Consider the following 19,160-nt stretch of genomic DNA (forward strand, 5'->3'; position numbering starts at 1 on the left):
CCTGCGCAGCCAAGGTTGGGGTTTGACCGCGCCGTCCTATAATGGGACAGCGCGGTCAGGCGGTTTCGTCATCACGCGCAATTGCATCTGGTCGATCGTTGCGACGATGGCAGCCGCCAGCGCTTCCGCCTCATCCATGAGCCCCGGCCCATAGAGACCGTTCACCGCTTCCTCGCTAGGCAGCACGCCGGGCGGGCAGTGGTCCTCGATTGTGCGCCGGATGAGCGTCAACGCTGCCCGGCATTCGTCGGCTTCGATCTTCATAACCATTGAAACATGCGTTTGAGCTAAAATGTTCCGGAACCGATTTCGGGCTCGCGGCTTGAGACGGTGAGGGAAGAACACTAGTCATGCCCATCAGACGAAAAGCCGTGGATGCCGGGATCCTTAAGCCTGCCGAATTGGCCTTGCTAGGGCGCGTTTTCGAGCAGCTTAAACTCGTCGACGACCAATCACCCGATGCGCAGGGCCGGTTGGCCTCTCGGATCATTGCCAACTACATGGCCGGGATAAAAGATGAGGCCGAACTTCTCTCCCTTTCGAAGCAGCCGTTAGGGCGGTAAGGTCGGGAAAGCTAGAGCTTCACCAGCCGCACAACATCAAGCGCGACCGTCACCACCGGGCCACCCAGGCTGACCGTTACGGCGTCCTTCTCGACCCGTGTGACGCTGCCGATCAGTTCGATGGTCTGACCTTTGACCACCTTCGTGGTGCTATCCCGAACGGAATGCGGAAATCCGTAGGTCGGTATCGACACGCTGATCCTGTCGTCAGTGACGCGTCGAATAGTGGTGGCGTCGATCGCCACCTCATCGCCGATCTTGAGACCATTAGCCATGCACTGGAGTCTGGTGCGGCCGTCTCAGGGGTCAAGTAGCGGAACCTAATATGCGCTTTGAACTTATCGGCTGATGAGCACACGCGGCATCAACTTTCTCGATCGGTGGATGGCAGAGCACCTGCCCAACGCAATGACTGATGATCCAGTGGCGGTAACCGCGTTCCAAACATTGCTTGACACCAACGAAACGAGCCGGTGGCACCGTGATGAAATGATGACGGCGCTGACCTTCCTCGAACTGCAGCGCGTGTCATGAGCGCCCTTCGCGTTCTAAAAGCCCATGGGATGCCCGCAGGGAACCGACGCGCGCATATGGCGCCAGTCCGTAGAAAAGCGCCTGAACGACCTCCTAGACCGTGCCGTGAGCCTGATAACGGCACTGGATCTCATGCAGGCTGATTGCGATCTGGAGGAAACGGCAGACGATGAGCCGTCGCTTGGCTGCCTTGATGATCTAGAGCTGGACAACGTCGACGAGGAAGGCGCGGACGCAGAGCCATGCCCGGACACCCACGGTGAAACCGTGATTTGGGGCGAGGATCTGAAATCTCAGGAAGTGCTGGTGGAGAGCGGCCCTAAGATGAAATACTAGGACACCATGTAGCCCTCGACAGGCTGGTCCTTAAAATTGTCTGGAACAAGGAGCCGCCTCTGCGGGTTTATGTCGTGCGCGGTCTTCTCCGGAAAGTGGCCGCTCTATTCAAGGTGAAGAAACCCGCCGCCCTCGGCCCCCTCTCAGCGGCGGGTTTCTCTATTCCGGCGGGTTTTTTCTGTTGTCATGTCGCGTTTCTTTACCTGAGCTTTTCAGCGGCGGCGTTTGCCTTGTCCCTGTTGCCCTTGGTTTCCTTGATTATTTTCAAGGCCATATCCTTTGTGATTGCGTGCTTCCGGGCGAAGTAGTTCACCTCGTAAGGCTCGCTGGTGGACACCCTGGCCCGATCTTGCTTTCCCCGATTTGATTTGTTGTCAGCCATAGCTCTCTCCATGTCGCTTCCAAGTCCACGGACCTGCCGATAGTTGCAGGAAAGAATTGGCGCCGCAATCGGCTATGGGTGGCGCGCGCCTTCATTGGCGAACATGACGGGAACAATCCGCCTTTCCGTGTTGCAGTCATGTTGCAATGACAACAAGGTACAGGACGGGACATGCCCGGTATACAAGGGTTTGCGCGTTACAGCGGGAAACCGATGTAACACGGTTCGGTCGCGGCCTTGTTCGCTAACTTCGTGATTTGCCTGATCAATTGTTTGGCTGGGGTTTCCTGGAAGCTTGTCGAACTTTCTGCGTCGCGGGTCAGCCCGAATTGCGCTTGCTTATGGACTCGTTAAGCCTGTGGTCGGGAGGCTCGGACCGCACCGGCCCACGATATCGCGTCGGCGGCGCCGCACCTATTAGATCGCTTATGGCTGGCTGCTGCTCAACAGGGCGAACGTCTACGACGCCCGCCTTCCGCATGAGCCAGGCAGGACACAGTTCCTTCAGTACCGATTTGAGATAGTCGACCATGCAAAGGCAACGCGCGTTGCCGCCTGCCGGTTCCGCCGCCGACTTGGCGCTCACATACCGAGCGTTTGAGTGCTTCCGACAGGTCGAGCCGCCTCAGCGAACAACTCAGCCGCTGCTTGCACCTTATCGGCAGCCTCTTCGACCCGATCGAAGCGCGTCAACACACGACATTGGAGCATCGACAACCGCGCCGCATGGTAAAGCTCGCTGCGCTTGTGACCGTCCAAGTCCAAGGATTGAAACAACATCGTCATGGCGAAACCCCTCCCTCCGGTGCCCGGCTCTCGTCGAAGGCCGGGCCGTTAGACTGCGATCAATAGTCGGTGTCATAATCGTTGTTGTCGTCCTGCTGAATGACGACGTGACGGCGGTGATGCATCGGACGGTTGATCGATCCGGTGACCACAAAGTCGCTGGACCGGTGATGATGCCGGCGCCAGGCGCGCTCGCCATTGTCGTAAAACGCCTGCTCGCCATGATGGCGGCGATGGAGACGGTGTCCGTTCCGATAGATGACCACACGGTCGTTATTGTTGTCGTCCCAATAATGGCGGTGGTGATGTCGCTGGGTCTGGACGACGATGCCTTCTTCTGCGGACGCGACCGCAGGCGCAGCCAAGCAAAGCGCCAATGCGCCAAGGATGATGGTCTTCATTTCGAGTTCTCCAAAAACCTAAAACGCCCTTCGGTAAGGAAACTTTGCTCAACGACTTTGGTTCCGGCATCGATCGAGACGTGCCCATGAGCACCGTGCGCAAACTCGCAGCGATCAGACGCCAACTCGCGCAAATAGCGGCGCTCGTCGCTGAGATCGAAACGGAGTTCGAGGATCGGAGTTCTGGAGATTGGGTCGAGACGGCGGTTGCCGCCGAGGCTCTCGGCCAGAAGATCGGAAAGGTTTCGGCCGGCGCGTCGGCGGCAGATGGAAAGCCGAGGTAGCGGCTAGGCGGGAATATTTTCGGCAAACGTGACAAACGCGACGGGACGCATCGCGTTTGCGATGGACATAATGGCAATGAACATCGCTGCCAAGATATCTCGCTCTTCGAAAACGGCCAGCGCCGCTTACTTCAGATCAGCACTGAAGCTCCCGAGACCGACCTCGGAATTCGTCGCGGCGGAAAATGCCTACCGCAAAGAACCGACGCTCGGCGGAGTCTGAGCGGCAGGCTCGAAGCACTGAAGATCGAAGCCAACATCGACAACCCTTCCACGGCGAAGATTCCGACGCCCGGCACCGATTCCTTCAAGGACCAGACCGGCGGCGGCCGGCACTTCGAGAAGATTGGGGTCACCAGTGCGCAGCCGGCCGTTACAACTGCAGGTCCAATCAGCCGGACATGCGCCGATTTCAACGGCATCACCAGCCAACTGATAGGCGCGAGCATCTCCAATTTCGTGAGGCTGTCGTCCGGCTTTGTGATCTGTTCGGGCTACATCGATGCCATCAACACCAACAACACCAACAACACTGGCGCAGGCAACGCCGCTAACAATGACATCCTGTGGGGTGACGACGCTGGTTATTTGCAAATGGCACTTCTATCCCGGGGCCCATTGGCCAAGGATCGAATTTCGTGTCGTACCCTTGGCAGGTTCCCAGTACTGCCATTTCGACCGGCGTGCCTGTGGTGACGACATGGCGCCACGAAGGCGGGAGCCTCTATTCTCCGTCAATGGCGGCATCGAGGCGTCCGTTGCGTCGGGTAATACCATCAACGATTTGACGACGCGCAAGATGTGCCTCGGCAAATCGGTTGGCGGCTATCTCGACCGCAAGATTTTGAGCTTGCAACGTTCTCGACGGTACCGAGCGCACCCGAGAGGGACACCGTCATTGCCGATCTCATGGCCCACATCGGTGCAGTCTGATGGTTGCGGCAACCTTCTGGCCATGATGTGCAACCAATCGCGATGCGCTAGTTTATGAGTTTGAAGCCTGCGACTAGACCCACGCTGCGTTCAATCTGGGCAGTGTACAGCCCTTTGTTCGCCACGTTGTCCCAGATGTAGAACACGGCGACAGCGGCAAGGATCAACAGAAATATTCGCATGAACTGCGCCTCGGCAACGTGGTTTGCCCACGGCGCTTAGGCGAGTTGAAGGTTTCGGCCCGAGTCCGCGCGCATCCTCAACACCAGCAGGCGCGTCGCTGCGAATGGCGTCAAAACAATAAGCGCCATCGCGGTGTTGACTAAGAGCGACAGCAAACAGATCGAGCTTTGGGCGTAGCAAACGGATTCCATGACGTTCCCCTTTTCCATCGTTACTGGTGGCCTCCGTGCGGCAAGAATGATCCTGGTTCACGGGAAATACAAGCAGTTGCTAATACGTTGATATTTCCCCTAGGGTTGGGCAACGATGCGAAATCGACGCCGGTCAGTTGTTTGGATAGCGATTGCCCTTGTCCTGGCGGCGTTGGCGATCACGGCGGCGATCATTGGCTTTCAGAATTTACGGCGCGCGTCACCGATCATGGTCTCGGCTGTGTCGTCCTTTAATACTGGCGGGCTCGTCCCTGGCCCGACGGTTAAGGCGCCCTCGAAAAACCTTGGTGCTGTTGCTGCCGGTCGGGATATCTGGCTCGAAGTCTCATGGAAGTTCTTCGGGGGAGTTGCGGACGCTGGATACCGTAACTGTCGGCGACCTTCAGGCAAGGCGCCTGGTGCGCAGTCATGATGTGCCCTCAAGCGCCAATTCCGAGATCTGGTTCATATCAGCCGGCAGCGGCGACATATTGGAAAACACAACGTCGACCGACATCGCGTTCACTTTTGATGGCGGCAACCCGTCTGTCACGGCGCAGATTTACAGAGTGGTTGGAGCTTCCGAGATACCTGCCGCCACAGCTGCAGAAAGCGGCGACAGGATTACCATCACCATTCCAGCCGATGGCATCGCTTTTATCTCGCTCATCGCTTCCGGCACCACCTCCGGCTCCCTGAGCAATGTCACCGAAGATTTTAGTGCCCTTTGTGGAAAGGATTTCCTTGGCATCCATGCATCAACAAGTTCGACCTCCGCTGAATCAGCGACTGCTACGTTTTCGGGAAACTCAACGGCAGATTTTGCTGCTGTCGCACTTCAGCCGGCCGCAGCGAGATAGCTAACCAGCCGCGCCATTCCAAAGCCAACGCCTAGGCCGACAGCGAGGCCAAGGAACAGCTTGGCGGCAAGATCGAGGGCGCGAAGCGCGGACTGGGCGCCACACGTCTGAGCGGGGCTCTCTGAGGGCGTTGGCGATATCATCAAACACCGTTTCCATGGAATGATTCTAGATCGGAACTCCGGAAATGTGAATCCCCTGTTTGTTCCACTGTCGCCCCATTGGGCAACCTGCACGGTTCGCCCGAAACCGTGCAGCAGCAAAGGTGGCTTAACGCACCACTCTGAAGCCACTCGACTTCAGCGACGCTAGTGCCGTCTCTGCAAAGGTCGAGCAATTGTCCGAAAGATCATTGTTTTCATAGAGCGTGGCTTGATAGGCTCCTGCTATGCCTTCAAAAATGGCGGCTAGAACTTGGTCGCGGCCTCTGGCGGCGTCAGCGGCCGGTTCAACAGTCATCTTTGGTGTTTCTGGGTGTTTGCCTTCCATGAGGAAATCGAGGAGCGCCGACCCAGCCACTCGGCGCTGTCCTTGTCCAGGGTCCCGCAAGACTCGGCCGGGCTCGCGTCACCTCGCCGGGCGGTGCGAGCCCACAATCGCGGGCCATCTGGTCCGCTGCTTCAGCTTGGGCTTCATCAGAATGAAGGGCGACATGGTTCATCCGAATGTAGAAATTTGCGTTGGGGGAGGTGAGAATGAGGCTACCAGGAAATGTGTTGGCTGGGAGAACGCCGAGGTGCAGTGCGGTCCGCGAAAGCGATCAATGAGGTTGAATGCACAGAACGTGCCGCCAAGACAGCCAGGTTGAAATCGCTACGCTTGGCTCAGATCTTGCCAGAGGCCGACCCGCACTTTTCGTTCAACGAGGAACTCGACTGCTCGGTACTTGTCGCCGTGCTGGCTCGGGAACCGCATAATAATCCAAAGCGGCCCGAATCCCATTCTTTCCGGCGGCTGCCCCTGCGACGAGGCCTTTGATCTCCTCAAGCAGCGCCGTTAGGCTTTGTCGACAATCGGCTTTTTTCGCCGTGGCGACCCCACATGGCTCTCAACAACGCGCACGTGCTCGGCGTCGACAGTCACCAGTGGCCGCAGGCTGACGGTTACCTTGTCGCCGTCGATGCGCGTGACCGGGCCGACTAATTCCATATCTGGCCGATCACGGCCTTCGAAGTCGAATCGACAACCGCATGCGGGAAGTCATAGGAGGGAATCGTCACGCTTATGCGATCGGGTGTCACCCGGCCGCGGGCGGGTGCAGTGTCAAGGATGAGAGGTTGCTAACAAATGAGCGTCCGTGGCCTGAGGTTTCTCGATAAGTGGGTAGCCAACAACTGCCCATTGTGGCGCGGGGAGACCCCATCTCGGTTGGCGACTTGAAAGACCAGTTGATGACAGCTGCCGAGAAGGCCGGGATTCCTGCCGACGAGATCAACGGCGAGCTTGAAAGCGTCTTCGAATTGATTATCGAAGTGAATCGTCGTGTCGCCGAAAGGGTGGACTTAGCCTGAGGCTTCCCCGACGTGCCGGTCATGTCCTACATGCCGTACTGCCTGACAAGGGGCTCGCCAGCAAGTGGGCCTACAACGTGTTTGCGGTGACAGACACCTACCCCGAGCTTCGGGCTGAAAGCCTTATCATTGATCCAGACGCGGAACTGGAGGACGGGTGCGTTGTGGTCGCCATGTTTGGAGGCGGTCATCCGCAAACCATGAGCTGGCGCAACAATCACGGGCGAGGCTATGGGGGCCGCTTTGCCGCCAAGGGAAGTCTGCACGAGACGTTCCTTCTCGATTCCCTGGTGTGCGGACGAGGGCCATCTTCTTGCATTCGCATCCTCGGCCGGGTGTTCGGCTACCGGCCGCGCTTCCCGCGCTACAGAACCTGGAACGATCCAGTTTAATTCTTGAATAATTTGGCTCGCAGCCTCACGGTGGCGGGCTTTTTTGTTGCTCAGCCCAACGTCTCGACGCCGGGCTGCGGAACGCAAACGTCGTGATCTCGTCACGGGAAATCCCGATGTCGCTGAGCATGTCGTCTGGTGACGCGCTCAACTCGTCCGTCGCCTTCAACAGCGCCTTCTGCTCGGCTCGATGACGGACCCAATCGGCAAGGGGACCAACTGCGACAAGACGAAGATTCACAAGCATAGGAAGGTTCACAAGCATCGGGACCACTCCCTTTACCCCTGCAGGAAACTGCACGTAGCCTACGCCGATACGTCGATGCGTCCGTGACAAACCTCACAGATCGATCCGAACGGGCAAAAACTGCCCGGACGCCTGACGGTGGCGGGCCTTTTATATATTAGCAATGCATAAAATTCGAGAAGGTTCATGGCATGGTTGTTAGCAAACTCGCTGCTATCGTGCGACGCAGGGCTCGGTGGATGGTGTGCTGGAATGCGCGGGGCTGGATGGATCAGGGGTCTGATGGAAGCTGACGCTCGCGATCTGCGGAGCGAGATCAGTCGGCTACAAATAGACTTGATCGCTGCCGCCAACTCTCAGGGTAAATCCAGGCTGCATGACGTCGCGCACACACTGCGATGCCAGAAGGCGCGGCTGGAACGTCTGGAAGAGTGCCTCGCTTCAATGACGTCGAATGTCCGGCCAGAGGCATCCGCAACCCCGCCCCATGAAGGCCGGCCGTAAAAGGCAGCTCATCATTTCCGAAAGAGAACCCGCTGCCTCGCGGTGGCGGGCTTTTTATTGCTCAGCCCCTTGCCGGCAGCGGCTTGTCCGTGTTGCGGCGGAAGGTCATGCGAAGCCGGAAATTTTTTTGCCAGGAATGGTCGCCTCCGCGCCGATCGCCGGCTCCCGAGGCAGATCACCACCAGGCGACTCCTGCAAAAGCAGATAATTTGGGAGACTGTGTGCAGAGAGCGCACAGATTCTTCTTCTCTTCCTTTTTTCGATCTGGAACCTGCCATTGAAGCGATCTTCGATGATCGTGCCAATGTCGTTAGGAGCGCTGGGGAACGCATGGCACGCTGTCCAGGCGCGAACTGAGGCGGGGTGGCGGGCGCGCGGCCGCGAGCAGGAGACCCTGGCGGTCTTCGCCGCACGGGTCGGCGAAAACCATGCGGCGTTATGAACTCGCCGGTGACGATTCCGAAGTCGGCGAGCGCACCATCGACTCCAGATCAACCCCCTGCACCGCAAGATCGAGCGCGATCCGTCCAATCCGGTCTGGCTGCAGACGGTGCGCGGTATTGGGGACAGGCACCACTGATCGCTATGTACGGCGCCATTTTCGGACGAACGTCTTTTTGATGATTGGGAGCGGTGGCGGTTCGGCGCTGAGAATTGTTGGTGTCGCCGGTTTGTTGACAACAGCCGCAAACGGGAACGCCACGGCACCAACAATCAATCCAGCCGCCAACCAGGCAACTGTCGACCGGTAATCCTGTATCATAGCGCACCCTCAATAGGCAAATAGACTGCCAGTTCGGCATTAAGCAAAGGTTACGTCGGCGCGCGCTTCGTGCAGCAGAGCGGACTGCCGAGGTTCAATTAAGCTGATCCAGGATTCCGGAGCTGCTCGCCACCACCCAACTCCCGTAAATCTGGAAACCGATAGCGCCAATCGCAGCTGCCGAAATCGGCACGCCAAAAGGAACGACGCCCTTCCTGTCCATATGCTGGACATAGACGCGAAACGCGCCCGCCGGCAGCAGGAACGGGTTTTTCATGACCGCCACCGTGGCGACGGCGAAAACCAATAGCAGCACCGAGAAAATGGCGAGACCGCTTCCACCGGTCAGAAACGGGACGACCGCAATCAGCTTGACGTCTCCGGCTCCGACCTTGCGCAAAATCCAGAACGGGAAGAGCGCGACGAACAGCAAAATTCCGGCGATCACGCTCAATCCCATATCCCACCACGATCGGCTTGCTATGGAAACAAGCTGAAGCGATCCCAGCCCGAGACACAAAAGCAGCAGCACATGACGGTTGGATATCTTCTGGGACGAGAAGTCTATCCAGGCGACCCATGCCAGCAGAGGGATCGCAAACGCCTTCAGCAGCAGCGAAGCGGCAAACAACATACAGGCGCTCTACCGTTCGACGTTCTGCACGCTGGACGATAGCAGCTTCAGATTGTTGACCACGGTCGGATCATTGGGCGCCAGTTCGTAGGCCTTGAGGAAATTGCTGCGCGCGTCCTGCAGCTTGCCGCGCAGCAGATAGGAATAGCCGATATTGTTGTAATATTCGGGCGTCGCACCCAACAGCTTGAAGGCCCGGCCATAGGCCCGATCGGCAAGGTCGAAGCGATGGATCCGGTCGCAGGAGGCGGCCAGTCCCATCCAGGCGCCACCATCATTGCGGGCAAGCTGCGTCGCCTTGAAGAACAGGGCGCCGGCATTGCCGTAATTTTCCGCGCGGAACTGGTTCTTGGCCTCGGCAACAGCCTGATCCGAGGCATAATATTCGACGTCACCAACTGTCTTCAATCCGTCGAAAGCGTCGCCAAAAGACGTCAAGTCGCCTTTCGACGGCTCGTTGGTTCGAACGACACCGTCCGCCCCGTTCGTCTGGCAGCCGGCAAGTGCCGCCATGAACAGGCAGGCCACGACTGCAATTGGCCTTTTCATACAATCTCCCCGTGAGTCCCCCGACCCATATTAGGACCAAAGCATGTGCGCAACTAGAAGAAAATCCCCTTCATGCGAATGACCACCGGCAGCATGATTACCATCATCACCACAGGAAAGATGCAGAGTCCCAGTGGGATCATCATTTTGACAGGCAAGGAATTGGCGCGCTCTTCCGCCTGCAGAATCCTCTGGCTGCGCATCTCCGCGCTGTAGACGCGCAGGGCGTCGGTAAGGCTGGTGCCGAGTTCTTCCGATTGACGGAACAGGACAGCCAGTGCCCGCGCCTCGTCAAGTCCGATGCGATCGGAGAGTTCGCGTAGCGCTTCCCGCAAGGGTTTGCCGGCGCGCAGTTGCAAATTCATGATCGACAGCTGTATTCCCAGCCATTTGTGGGTGGCGGCCATTTCATGGCTGACGCGTTCGACCGCCCCCTCCAGGCTCATGCCGGCATCGGCGCAGGTGATCATCATATCCATGAAGTCGGGGAAGGCTCGACGATAGATCTGTTTCTGGCTGTTCTCGAAACGGTCGAGCAGAATGGCGGGAATTACCATGCAGGCCAGGCCGAAGAGGGCAGAGCCAGCAAGGGTGATAAAACCTGGCAGGTGCGGCGGCAGAACCCGTGACAGGAGTGCATACATTGCCAGAAAACCGACGCAGACTGCGACAAGACGGGATAGCGTATAAATCAGCGGCGCGCTTGATTGGTAAAAGCCGGCGCGAAACAGCTTCGCTTCCAAGGCGTTTGGCTCTTCCCGCTCCCTCTCGATCGATTTGAAGTAGGCATCGACCGGCCGTTGCGCCGCAAGCTTGGCAAGCTGGTCTTGTCCGAGCATCGATCGGCGGTCTGTAATCCTTTCGCCCATCAGGCTCTGCGCAACGAGCTTTCGTGTCTGCAGAGCCGGCAAGAAGACAAGCGCACCGAACAGGAAGAAGGACACCGCCGCCACAAAGACGGCAATAGACACCAAGAAGCCCAGGTCCTGAATGTTCGAAAACAATTTCTTTCGTCGCCCCCAGTCAAAAATCGAAAGTAACCATCCGGTACATGATGAAGTCGCCAAGCAGCGCCCACAACCCAAAAAGCAGGAATACCGGGAAGATGAGCGGGTCGCCCCAGACGGCGCCGTAATAGGCTGGGGAAAGGATTTGAAGCGTGAAGAACATCACAATAGGAAACAAGGAGATGATCCACGCGGAGACACGACCTTCGGCCGAAAGCGCCCTGATTTTCATTCGCAATTTCTGCCGTTCACGCATAACCGAGGAAAGATTGGCCAGAATTTCAGTAAGATTGCCACCCGTCTTGGCCTGGATCGACAGCGATACCGACAGCAGCTGAAGGCCCTCGAAGCCCACACGCTGCGAAAGCTTTCGCACGGCCTGCTCGATGCTGAGACCAAAGGTGATCTCGTCGGAGACGATGCCGAACTCGGTGCCGAGCGGATCGGGCATTTCGCGCGCGACCAGACCGATCGCGACCGAAGCAGGGTGTCCGGCCCGCAGCGAGCGAACAATCATGTCGAGCGCATCCGGCAGCTGTTTAGCGAACTTCCGGATTCGTTTGTTGCGGGCACGCCGGAGGACGAGAAGCGGCAGGACAAGCCCTATGACCAGAAAGATAATGAGCGATGCCAAGGCGGAAAAATTGAAGAGAACCAGCAGCAACGCCATCGCCAGCCCTGCAAGCAGAAATGTTGCGGCGAAGGTCAACGGATTTCCGGTAATGCCGGACTGGGTATAGAGCCTGTTCAGCCAGACCATTCCAAAAAGAAAGTCGCCGGATTCAGTGAGACCGCGCTCTCGCAGCAACCCCTGTAGCGTTTGTTCGGCCGGAACGTCGCCAGCGAGTCGCTTCAGCCGGCGATTGACTGCCATAGACCGGGAGCGGCGGCCGGCAAAGGAAAGATAAAGGGCTTCACCGGCGAGAATGACCGAGGCCGCCGCCAGCATATAGATGAAATACAGCAGAGCTTGACCCGTTAGCATCAGAGGGCAACCTGCGGGTTGAAGGCGTCCTTGGCAAAATGGTGCCCCAGGGTTGCGGCCTCCGGAGCGAACCGCGGGCGGACGCCGGTTGCGCGAAAGTCTCCGATGACCTTGCCCTCGGCTGTGACCTCACGGCGGACGAAATGATAGATTTCCTGAAGCTGGACGACATTACCCTCCATGCCAGTCAGCTCCGATATGGAGGTGACACGCCGGCCGCCGTCCGAAAGACGCTGTGTCTGGACGATGATGTCAATGGCGGAGGCAATCTGCGCCCGGATTGAATCATGCGTCATCGGCATGCCGGCCATGCCGACCATCTGTTCAAGCCGCGAGATCGCGTCGCGCGGCGTGTTGGCATGGATGGTGGTCATCGACCCCTCATGGCCGGTGTTCATCGCCTGCAGCATGTCGAAGGCTTCCTCGCCGCGCACCTCGCCGACGATGATGCGGTCCGGCCGCATGCGCAACGCGTTCTTCAGCAATTCGCGCTGGCGCACCTCGCCCTTGCCCTCGACATTGGGGGGGCGCGTCTCCAGCCGGCCGACATGCGGCTGCTGCAGCTGCAACTCGGCCGCATCCTCGATGGTGATCAGTCGTTCCTTCGATGGTATGTAACTCGACAGCGCATTGAGCAAGGTGGTCTTGCCGCTGCCGGTGCCGCCCGAAACCAGGATCGATTTGCGCGCCTGGACGGCGATCCGTAGCAGCTCGATCATCGGCGGCCGGATCGAATTAAATGCCATCAAACGCTCGAGCGAATAAGGGTTCTTGGAGAATTTGCGGATCGATACCAGCGGACCGTCCACCGAGATCGGCCGCACCGCGATGTTGACGCGCGAGCCGTCCGCCAGGCGGGCGTCAACCATCGGCGACGATTCATCGACACGCCTGCCGATAGCCGAAACGATCTTGTTGATGACGCGCAGCAGATGCGCCTCGTCACGAAACCGGATGGCCGTCTCTTCAACCAGGCCACGCCGCTCAATGAAGACACGCTTGTGGGTATTGATCAGGATGTCGGTAATGGAGTCGTCCTTGAGCAGCGGCTCGATCGGCCCGAGCCCGAGCATCTCGTCGGCCGTGTCACTGGTCAACTGGTCGAGTTCACGCGCATTCAGCGGCACACTTCGGCCGCGCACGAATTCGCGCACAATCGGCCGAATTTCGTTCAGGATCTCATCTTTCGATGCCGTTTCAAGCGCGGCAAGATTGAACCGGTCGATCAGGTGACTGTGGATCTCGACCTTGAGCGTCAGGAAATCGTCGCCGCGGGATTCAACATCAGCGGCCGGCGAAAGGGCCGGAGCGGCAGGCAGCACCGTCGGCTGCTCCGCCCTTACCGCGGCCTGCTGCTCGCTTGGTCCCTTGATAAACCGCCCCAGCATAATCCCTTATACCCCGCTAGCCCTTATTAGCGGAAACTAACCGTTAACCAAGCGAGGCACAAGCGCTGGAGGGTCTCACGTGAGGCCAATGCTTTCAACATAGTTAAGGAGGACGCCAGAAAAATATCGTTTTATTTCGACGCCGCGCGCTTAGCCCTCTCCCAAACTTCCGGCTCACGGGACCTTTCATACCGCAACAAATGAGATGCGGGGTGAAAAATGTCGGTAACCCCTTAGATATAAAGGAATATGCATCTTTGCTGATGCGACTGTCGTTTTGCCTTGACTGCGGCCAAATTGTGAACGAATGGTTAAAGACGGTTGAAAATTCAACTGAATCAAGCTCTTGTCAGAATTCAAATCCCTGTCGAGTTCGCAAGTTCAGGTATTGGAAGGTTAAGGAAACGTTAATCCGTTTGACTCTGCTTTTTCGTGGGACCTAGGATTGAGGTGACGGGGGATGCTTGGGTATGGGGTTCATCCTTGGCTCTGTCTCGTCGGGTTCAAACCTCCAGAGGGAGAAATTGACATGAAGAAGCTCATGACGATGACCCGGCAGTTCCGCGACGATGAAAACGGCGCTGCTATGGTCGAATATTCCATTCTTATCGGCATCATTGCCGTTGCATCGATCCTAACTGTCCTCGCCATCGGCGGCTGGGTAAACGGTCGTTTCTCGGCACTCTGCACCGCCCTCGACGGGCATCCGACCGGCACGTGCAATGCCGGCGCCGGCACCGGCAGCTGATCGCCTGACTACTACATTCAGGCCCGGATCGTTCGAGCCGGGCCTGAATCCGATCGCAGCGGGCGAATCCCGCATTGGGGCTTGGGGCTTTGGGCATGCGCGCCAATACGCTTATCATGATCGTTCTCGCCGGCGTGTTCGGCGTTCTGGCAGTTGTGCTGGTCAATATCTGGCTGGCCGGCCAGCGTAGCGCCATGGCGCAAACCGGCCTCGTTCAAGGCAGCACAGTCGTCGTAGCGGCAATGCCGCTGAAGTTCGGCGACGCGCTCACCGCAGATAAATTGCGCGAAGTCGCATGGCCGGCGGGAGCGGTCCCAGCCGGGGCGTTCAAGTCAACTAAGGACCTGTTAGCTGGTGACGGTGCCAAGCAGGCACTGCAAGCGATCGGCGTCAATGAGCCGATTCTTGCTACCAAGATTACTGGCCCAGGCCAACGCGCCACACTATCGGCAGTGCTTGGCGAAGGCATGAAGGCCGTTTCGATCCGCGTCAATGACGTGCTCGGCGTCGCCGGCTTCGTTTTCCCGGGCGATCGAGTCGATATTCTACTCACCCGCACGGCGCGCGGCGATGATGGCACGGATAAGAGTTTCGTCGACGTGCTGCTGCAGAGCATGAAGGTGCTCGCCATCGACCAGGTCGCCGATGAGAGCAAGGATAGCCCGACAGTTGTGAAGTCGGTGACGCTCGAGGCCAGCACCAAGGATGCGCAGAAGTTGACCTTGGCCGCCGGCGCCGGCCAATTGTCGCTGGCGCTTCGCCAGGCCGCGGCCAGCAAGGGCGAGAAGACCGAACGCGTGACGCTTTCGGATCTGACCGGCGAAACGCCGGACGATGTTGCCAAAAGGCAGGCCGAACTGGATAAGCAGGCAGCCGCCGAAGCGGAGGCCGCAGCTGAGCGCAAGCGCGCCGACGACAAGATTGCCGGATTGACCCAGGCGGTGGACCGAGTGGGAAGCCGCCTCGACGAGTTGGGCAAAGTGAAGCCGGCTGTGGCATCTGCGCCGCAAGTGCAGGAAATCGTCAAGGAAGTTGTCAAATACGTACAACCGGAACCGCCGAAGAATGTTACAGTGGGCGTCTTTCGCGGCGTGAAGCTCGAATCCTATGACGTGCCGCGACAACCATAAAAGGGACGCGGCGAAGCGGGGGCTGCAGGCGGCAGCAGTTTGGGAGATGGGGATGCAGGGGTTTTGGATGAGGGTAGCGGCGGCCGCGTTGTCCTGTTTGGCTGCGCTGCTGACGTCGAGCCTTGGGGCTGAAGCAGCCGACCGCTTCATCGACGTATCGAACCCCAGCGTCCATCGCGTCTTCCTGCCAATGTCACAGTCGGTGACGCTCCAGGTGAGCGCCAATCTCGGCGATATCGTTGTCGGCGACGAGAAGATCGCCGATGCCCAGCCGATGACCGACCGCACGCTTTATGTCATCGGCAAGAACGCCGGCACCACAACGGTCAATCTCTTCTCCCCGGAAAAGCGCTCGCTGGGCGTCATCCAGATCGAAGTCGGCGTTGACGTCAGCGACATGGCGCAGGCGATCCGCCAGGTGGCGCCTAGGTCACGCATCGAGATCGGTTCGATCAACGGCAAGGTCAGGCTTGGCGGCCATGTCAAGGATGGCGCCACGCTGGCATCGATCCTGGAGGTGGCGCAGCAATATGGCCCCGACGCCATCATAAATTCCGTCATCGTCGACGACAGCCAGCAGGTGAATCTCGAGGTCCGGGTGCTCGAGGCCAAGCGCAATACCGGGCGCGACCTCGGCGTCTCGATCAGGAGCACAAATGGTAGCGGCACGTCGCGCACCGGAACCGGCATTGCCGCCGTCGACGAAGACGATGTGGTGCTTGGACCGGGCGGTCTGCTTACCGGTCTACTGTCGAACAGTAGTCCTTTCGCGGCGCTGATCACCCGCGTCATCGACAGCAACATCAAGGTCGACCTGATCATTGAAGCGCTTGAGGCCAAGGGGGCTGTGCGCACGCTGGCTGAGCCCAATCTCACCACGCTGTCCGGTGAGCCGGCCAGCTTCAACGCCGGCGGCGAAGTGCCTATCCGTGTCATCGGCACCGATGGCGAGGTAACCATCACGTACAAGCAATTCGGCGTCAATCTGCTGTTCACGCCGGTCGTCCTCGACGACGGCAAGATCCATATGAAGCTGGCGCCGGAAGTGAGTGACCTCACCGGTTTCACCACTGCCGGCGACCCGATCTTCACCAACCGCAAGCTGGCAACCGTCGTCGAACTGCGCGACGGCCAGAGTTTCGCTGTCGGCGGGTTGTTGTCCAGCAAGACCACCAAGCTGCAGAACCAGGTGCCGTGGCTCGGCCAGGTTCCGGTCATCGGCGCGCTGTTCCGCAATTCGAGCAACCAGAAGGAAGAGACCGAACTGGTGGTCATCGTCACGCCGCACATCGTGCGACCGGTCAAGCCTGGCGAACAACTGGCGACGCCGTTCGACAAGACACGGCCGGCCAACGATCCGGAATTCTTCATCCTCGGTCAGCTCGAAGTGAACAAGGACATGATCCGAAAATATGAAACGGGAGACGGTGTGACTGGCCCCTATGGCCACATGCTGGACTTCAAATCGAAGGACAAGTTGCTCTATGTCAAGAAATAGCGCCTTGATCCTCATTCTGTGCGCCGGTGCACTATCGGGCTGCGCCGCCGACTATCTCAACCACTACGATTCGGTGACGCTCGCCGCCGGCGATACGCAGAAATACAATTCGCTGGCGCAGACGGTCGATCCGTTCAATCCGAACGCGAAGAACACACATATCGAAGGCGACGGCACGCGGGCTGTCGCTGTTGCCCAGAGCTATAAATTTCCACCGCCACCACCACCACCGCCTGCGATGACGGTCAATGTCGGCGGGTCGGGTGTGACTAACGGAGCGAATTGAAAACAGAAGGATGCGGTCGCATTGCGCCGGGTGAGCGAGGGGCCTGGTGCAAGGAAGCTAGAGAGTAAGGTCATGTTGGGGACCATTAGGGCGTTCTGGAACGATCAACGCGGCATAGCGATGATCCTCGTCGCCATCATGCTGCCGGTAATCATCGGCTTTGCTCTGCTGGTCATCGATATGTCCCGAGCCAATAGCCTACATAACGACCTTCAGAAGGGGGCCGATGCATTTGCGCTTGCCACGGCAGCGGAGCTTGACGGCAAGCCGGACGCGATCACCCGCGGCAATAACGCCCTCGCAACGCTTGTCTTCAACACGTACCGTTTCGCTGAGCCAGTTGCCGGCGATCCGCCTGGCGCAGAAGCGCTAGCAGCAGCTGGAGTGACATGGCGCTACCTGAGTAGCCTCCCAACTAATGACAGCGATCCCATCGTTGCCGCGAATGTGACTACCGATCCGACCGCAGCCAAATTCGTTGAGGTGACCGTCACACCGGTTGGTTTCGCGACAATGTTCCCCGCCACTTTTGTCGGTAGCGCAACAAACAGCTTCGATATCGGTGCGGTTTCGGTCGCAGGGTTCAAGAGTGCCGTTTGCCACTTCACCCCAGTATTTATGTGCAACCCGTACGAACTCGCACCGGGCGGCGTAACCCTGCAGCAAGCCGCAGCCGATCCGAACCTGCGCCGCCGACTAATCGAACTCCGCAAAGTCGGGAATGGCGCCGCCGCCGGGCCGGGCAATTTCGGTTTCCTGGAGCCTCCCCAAGGCATCGGCAACGGTGCGCAGGCGCTCGCCCAAACCATTGCGACATCAAATCCGGTAGGCTGCTACGGAAACAACAACGTCACCACCAAAACCGGGCAGAACGCTGGCCCAGTACAGGACGCATTCAACGTCCGGTTTGGCATAAGGACGACCGGCGGTCACTTCAACACTGCAGAATACGGTCCTGCCGCCAACGTCCGAAAGGGCGCCCTAAAGACTCAGGGAGGCGCGGGCCAGTGCCCCAGCTTTAACCAGTTGACCTTCAATCTGCCCGGCACTCAGGGGCTGCCTCGGGATGCCGGGCAGATCAATTCTCGGCTAGGTGACGGGAACTGGGATCTAGACACTTACTGGAGCACCAATTTCGGAGCCGCCGCCAAGCCGGCCAGTTGGGCGACAACCAAGCCGACACGCTATGAGGTCTATCGCTACGAGATTTCGGCAGGCCTTGTTGGAACACCATCGACCGGAGGGGAGAGCGGAACGCCTGTGAATTCGTGTCAAGCCCCGGTAACGACAGTCGACCGCAGGTTAATCTATGGGGCAATTCTCAACTGCCTAGCTCTTTCAGCATTGGGCAATGACCTTTCTGGCCATAGCGAGAATCTTCCCGTCGAATCGTTCGCCAGCTTCTTCCTGACCGAGCCTGTCCTATCGGCATCGGACGATGCCTCCGTCATGGTCGAGTTGGTCGATATCGCCGCAGGCGGACAGGGAACGCTCGACAATTTCGTGCGTGACGAACCGCAGCTTTACAGGTGATGTGATGCTGACTGCGCTGAGGTCTATTTTACGCAGTTTTGGCCTTGAGGAGCGAGGCACGGTTCTCGTCGAAATGACCTTGATTACGCCGTTGATGATCAGCCTTTCGGCGGGTGTCTTCGAGTTCGGCAATCTTCTCCATCAAAAGCTGCTAATCGAAGCTGGCCTCAATGACGGGGCTCGCTACGCCGCACGCTGCAATCAGACGTTTAACACGGCGCTCAACTGTGTCACCTATGCGCGGAACATCGCCGCCACAGGATCGTACAACTGTGGTGGAAATTGCAATGTTGCAAGCCGGGTCACCGGTTGGCTGCCGGCGGCTGTCACGGTCGATCTCAATCACCTCGTCATACCGGTGACTATCGACCCCAATACTGGCCTGGCTAACTACCACAGCGCGACAGCCAATGTCCGGGTAGTCCGACTTGAGACCTCTTTCACATATACCGGCGCCTCCCTTCTCACTTTTCTCGGCCTGGGGCCGGTTACCTTTTCCGCCGCCCACGAAGAACGTTACAACGGGTGGTGA

25 protein-coding genes and 1 pseudogene are annotated in these 19,160 nt (G+C 58.5%); 14 read left to right on the forward strand and 12 right to left on the reverse strand.

Annotation, left to right across the window (positions count from 1 at the left end):
• Positions 1-36: 36 nt before the first annotated feature.
• On the reverse strand, positions 37-270 hold the full coding sequence (locus ACYG97_RS08690; protein WP_032894393.1) for a hypothetical protein: 234 nt from the start codon (positions 268-270) through the stop codon (positions 37-39).
• Between the two features lie 80 nt (positions 271-350).
• On the opposite strand from ACYG97_RS08690, the gene ACYG97_RS08695 reads away from it, so the two are divergent.
• On the forward strand, positions 351-563 hold the full coding sequence (locus tag ACYG97_RS08695; protein WP_023672644.1) for a hypothetical protein: 213 nt from the start codon (positions 351-353) through the stop codon (positions 561-563).
• 11 nt (positions 564-574) lie between these two features.
• Here ACYG97_RS08695 and ACYG97_RS08700 read toward each other — a convergent pair whose 3' ends face one another.
• Positions 575-838 (reverse strand): hypothetical protein, encoded by a 264-nt coding sequence (locus tag ACYG97_RS08700; protein WP_031262500.1) that lies wholly within the window; start codon positions 836-838, stop codon positions 575-577.
• A gap of 73 nt (positions 839-911) precedes the next feature.
• Here ACYG97_RS08700 and ACYG97_RS08705 point away from each other — a divergent pair, with 73 nt between their 5' ends.
• Entirely contained in the window at positions 912-1,097 is a 186-nt protein-coding gene (locus ACYG97_RS08705) for a DUF768 domain-containing protein (protein WP_023734666.1), read from the forward strand.
• 105 nt (positions 1,098-1,202) lie between these two features.
• Positions 1,203-1,433, forward strand: a complete 231-nt coding sequence (locus tag ACYG97_RS08710) for a hypothetical protein (RefSeq protein ID WP_156937237.1) — start codon at positions 1,203-1,205, stop codon at positions 1,431-1,433.
• Between the two features lie 199 nt (positions 1,434-1,632).
• Here ACYG97_RS08710 and ACYG97_RS08715 read toward each other — a convergent pair whose 3' ends face one another.
• Both ACYG97_RS08715 and ACYG97_RS08720 read right to left on the reverse strand, forming a co-directional pair.
• On the reverse strand, positions 1,633-1,815 hold the full coding sequence (locus tag ACYG97_RS08715; protein ID WP_023734668.1) for a DUF3606 domain-containing protein: 183 nt from the start codon (positions 1,813-1,815) through the stop codon (positions 1,633-1,635).
• An 845-nt stretch (positions 1,816-2,660) separates the two neighbouring features.
• The gene (locus ACYG97_RS08720; RefSeq protein WP_023734669.1) at positions 2,661-3,002 is read right to left on the reverse strand and encodes a hypothetical protein; all 342 of its coding nucleotides are present in this window, start codon (positions 3,000-3,002) and stop codon (positions 2,661-2,663) included.
• Positions 3,003-3,088: 86 nt separating this feature from the next.
• Here ACYG97_RS08720 and ACYG97_RS08725 point away from each other — a divergent pair, with 86 nt between their 5' ends.
• Positions 3,089-3,286, forward strand: a complete 198-nt coding sequence (locus tag ACYG97_RS08725; RefSeq protein ID WP_023707506.1) for a hypothetical protein — start codon at positions 3,089-3,091, stop codon at positions 3,284-3,286.
• Between the two features lie 189 nt (positions 3,287-3,475).
• Here ACYG97_RS08725 and ACYG97_RS08730 read toward each other — a convergent pair whose 3' ends face one another.
• Entirely contained in the window at positions 3,476-3,880 is a 405-nt protein-coding gene (locus ACYG97_RS08730; RefSeq protein WP_156937238.1) for a hypothetical protein, read from the reverse strand.
• Between the two features lie 1,018 nt (positions 3,881-4,898).
• On the opposite strand from ACYG97_RS08730, the gene ACYG97_RS08735 reads away from it, so the two are divergent.
• Complete coding sequence (locus ACYG97_RS08735; protein ID WP_156937239.1) at positions 4,899-5,453, forward strand: hypothetical protein; 555 nt, start codon at positions 4,899-4,901, stop codon at positions 5,451-5,453.
• A gap of 270 nt (positions 5,454-5,723) precedes the next feature.
• Here the strand turns inward: ACYG97_RS08735 and ACYG97_RS08740 are convergent, their stop codons facing one another.
• On the reverse strand, positions 5,724-5,942 hold the full coding sequence (locus tag ACYG97_RS08740; protein WP_156937240.1) for a hypothetical protein: 219 nt from the start codon (positions 5,940-5,942) through the stop codon (positions 5,724-5,726).
• An 887-nt stretch (positions 5,943-6,829) separates the two neighbouring features.
• Between ACYG97_RS08740 and ACYG97_RS08745 the strand changes: the two genes are divergently transcribed.
• Both ACYG97_RS08745 and ACYG97_RS08750 read left to right on the forward strand, forming a co-directional pair.
• Positions 6,830-6,964, forward strand: coding sequence for a DUF768 domain-containing protein (locus tag ACYG97_RS08745; RefSeq protein WP_023738764.1), 135 nt, complete (start codon positions 6,830-6,832; stop codon positions 6,962-6,964).
• A gap of 86 nt (positions 6,965-7,050) precedes the next feature.
• Positions 7,051-7,356, forward strand: coding sequence for a hypothetical protein (locus ACYG97_RS08750; RefSeq protein ID WP_156937241.1), 306 nt, complete (start codon positions 7,051-7,053; stop codon positions 7,354-7,356).
• A 25-nt stretch (positions 7,357-7,381) separates the two neighbouring features.
• Here ACYG97_RS08750 and ACYG97_RS08755 read toward each other — a convergent pair whose 3' ends face one another.
• Positions 7,382-7,621 carry a hypothetical protein gene (locus tag ACYG97_RS08755; RefSeq protein WP_023734678.1) on the reverse strand — a complete coding sequence of 80 codons (240 nt, stop codon included), beginning with the start codon at positions 7,619-7,621 and terminating at the stop codon, positions 7,382-7,384.
• 853 nt (positions 7,622-8,474) lie between these two features.
• Between ACYG97_RS08755 and ACYG97_RS08760 the strand changes: the two are divergent.
• A pseudogene (locus tag ACYG97_RS08760) lies at positions 8,475-8,687 on the forward strand (winged helix-turn-helix domain-containing protein); the annotation flags it as partial.
• A 277-nt stretch (positions 8,688-8,964) separates the two neighbouring features.
• Here ACYG97_RS08760 and ACYG97_RS08765 read toward each other — a convergent pair.
• Genes ACYG97_RS08765 through ACYG97_RS08785 form a run of 5 tightly spaced genes read right to left on the reverse strand, consistent with a single transcriptional unit; the run spans position 8,965 to position 13,433 of the window.
• Complete coding sequence (locus tag ACYG97_RS08765; protein WP_023734680.1) at positions 8,965-9,504, reverse strand: prepilin peptidase; 540 nt, start codon at positions 9,502-9,504, stop codon at positions 8,965-8,967.
• A gap of 9 nt (positions 9,505-9,513) precedes the next feature.
• Positions 9,514-10,053 carry a tetratricopeptide repeat protein gene (locus ACYG97_RS08770; protein ID WP_023734681.1) on the reverse strand — a complete coding sequence of 180 codons (540 nt, stop codon included), beginning with the start codon at positions 10,051-10,053 and terminating at the stop codon, positions 9,514-9,516.
• 53 nt (positions 10,054-10,106) lie between these two features.
• Positions 10,107-11,057 carry a type II secretion system F family protein gene (locus ACYG97_RS08775; RefSeq protein WP_023734682.1) on the reverse strand — a complete coding sequence of 317 codons (951 nt, stop codon included), beginning with the start codon at positions 11,055-11,057 and terminating at the stop codon, positions 10,107-10,109.
• A gap of 19 nt (positions 11,058-11,076) precedes the next feature.
• A complete protein-coding gene (locus tag ACYG97_RS08780; protein WP_023734683.1) occupies positions 11,077-12,045 on the reverse strand; it encodes a type II secretion system F family protein in 969 nt (322 codons plus the stop codon).
• Positions 12,045-13,433, reverse strand: coding sequence for a CpaF family protein (locus tag ACYG97_RS08785; protein ID WP_023734684.1), 1,389 nt, complete (start codon positions 13,431-13,433; stop codon positions 12,045-12,047). The genes ACYG97_RS08780 and ACYG97_RS08785 overlap by 1 nt, the downstream gene beginning before the upstream one ends.
• Before the next feature lie 529 nt (positions 13,434-13,962).
• Between ACYG97_RS08785 and ACYG97_RS08790 the strand changes: the two genes are divergently transcribed.
• From ACYG97_RS08790 to ACYG97_RS08815, 6 genes are all read left to right on the forward strand, one after another.
• A complete protein-coding gene (locus ACYG97_RS08790) occupies positions 13,963-14,181 on the forward strand; it encodes a Flp family type IVb pilin (RefSeq protein ID WP_023734685.1) in 219 nt (72 codons plus the stop codon).
• Positions 14,182-14,276: 95 nt separating this feature from the next.
• The gene (cpaB, locus tag ACYG97_RS08795) at positions 14,277-15,311 is read left to right on the forward strand and encodes a Flp pilus assembly protein CpaB (RefSeq protein ID WP_023734686.1); all 1,035 of its coding nucleotides are present in this window, start codon (positions 14,277-14,279) and stop codon (positions 15,309-15,311) included.
• 52 nt (positions 15,312-15,363) lie between these two features.
• On the forward strand, positions 15,364-16,809 hold the full coding sequence (locus tag ACYG97_RS08800) for a type II and III secretion system protein family protein (protein WP_023734687.1): 1,446 nt from the start codon (positions 15,364-15,366) through the stop codon (positions 16,807-16,809).
• Between the two features lie 4 nt (positions 16,810-16,813).
• Positions 16,814-17,095 (forward strand): hypothetical protein, encoded by a 282-nt coding sequence (locus ACYG97_RS08805; protein ID WP_245260893.1) that lies wholly within the window; start codon positions 16,814-16,816, stop codon positions 17,093-17,095.
• A 72-nt stretch (positions 17,096-17,167) separates the two neighbouring features.
• Positions 17,168-18,628 carry a pilus assembly protein TadG-related protein gene (locus ACYG97_RS08810; RefSeq protein WP_023734689.1) on the forward strand — a complete coding sequence of 487 codons (1,461 nt, stop codon included), beginning with the start codon at positions 17,168-17,170 and terminating at the stop codon, positions 18,626-18,628.
• Between the two features lie 4 nt (positions 18,629-18,632).
• Positions 18,633-19,160, forward strand: a complete 528-nt coding sequence (locus ACYG97_RS08815) for a TadE/TadG family type IV pilus assembly protein (RefSeq protein ID WP_023734690.1) — start codon at positions 18,633-18,635, stop codon at positions 19,158-19,160.

This window comes from Mesorhizobium sp. W067 (assembly GCF_054719525.1).

Excerpts from the sequence above, each read along its gene's own strand:
- cpaB (WP_023734686.1), top strand. The coding sequence starts at position 14,277 with ATGCGCGCCAATACGCTTATCATGATCGTTCTCGCCGGCGTGTTCGGC.
- ACYG97_RS08770 (WP_023734681.1), bottom strand. The coding sequence starts at position 10,053 with ATGAAAAGGCCAATTGCAGTCGTGGCCTGCCTGTTCATGGCGGCACTT.
- ACYG97_RS08790 (WP_023734685.1), top strand. The coding sequence starts at position 13,963 with ATGAAGAAGCTCATGACGATGACCCGGCAGTTCCGCGACGATGAAAAC.
- ACYG97_RS08705 (WP_023734666.1), top strand. The coding sequence starts at position 912 with ATGAGCACACGCGGCATCAACTTTCTCGATCGGTGGATGGCAGAGCAC.
- ACYG97_RS08780 (WP_023734683.1), bottom strand. The coding sequence starts at position 12,045 with ATGCTAACGGGTCAAGCTCTGCTGTATTTCATCTATATGCTGGCGGCG.
- ACYG97_RS08695 (WP_023672644.1), top strand. The coding sequence starts at position 351 with ATGCCCATCAGACGAAAAGCCGTGGATGCCGGGATCCTTAAGCCTGCC.
- ACYG97_RS08715 (WP_023734668.1), bottom strand. The coding sequence starts at position 1,815 with ATGGCTGACAACAAATCAAATCGGGGAAAGCAAGATCGGGCCAGGGTG.
- ACYG97_RS08785 (WP_023734684.1), bottom strand. The coding sequence starts at position 13,433 with ATGCTGGGGCGGTTTATCAAGGGACCAAGCGAGCAGCAGGCCGCGGTA.
- ACYG97_RS08740 (WP_156937240.1), bottom strand. The coding sequence starts at position 5,942 with ATGGAAGGCAAACACCCAGAAACACCAAAGATGACTGTTGAACCGGCC.
- ACYG97_RS08700 (WP_031262500.1), bottom strand. The coding sequence starts at position 838 with ATGGCTAATGGTCTCAAGATCGGCGATGAGGTGGCGATCGACGCCACC.
- ACYG97_RS08810 (WP_023734689.1), top strand. The coding sequence starts at position 17,168 with ATGTTGGGGACCATTAGGGCGTTCTGGAACGATCAACGCGGCATAGCG.
- ACYG97_RS08755 (WP_023734678.1), bottom strand. The coding sequence starts at position 7,621 with ATGCTTGTGAACCTTCCTATGCTTGTGAATCTTCGTCTTGTCGCAGTT.
- ACYG97_RS08800 (WP_023734687.1), top strand. The coding sequence starts at position 15,364 with ATGCAGGGGTTTTGGATGAGGGTAGCGGCGGCCGCGTTGTCCTGTTTG.
- ACYG97_RS08725 (WP_023707506.1), top strand. The coding sequence starts at position 3,089 with ATGAGCACCGTGCGCAAACTCGCAGCGATCAGACGCCAACTCGCGCAA.
- ACYG97_RS08720 (WP_023734669.1), bottom strand. The coding sequence starts at position 3,002 with ATGAAGACCATCATCCTTGGCGCATTGGCGCTTTGCTTGGCTGCGCCT.
- ACYG97_RS08690 (WP_032894393.1), bottom strand. The coding sequence starts at position 270 with ATGGTTATGAAGATCGAAGCCGACGAATGCCGGGCAGCGTTGACGCTC.
- ACYG97_RS08815 (WP_023734690.1), top strand. The coding sequence starts at position 18,633 with ATGCTGACTGCGCTGAGGTCTATTTTACGCAGTTTTGGCCTTGAGGAG.
- ACYG97_RS08765 (WP_023734680.1), bottom strand. The coding sequence starts at position 9,504 with ATGTTGTTTGCCGCTTCGCTGCTGCTGAAGGCGTTTGCGATCCCTCTG.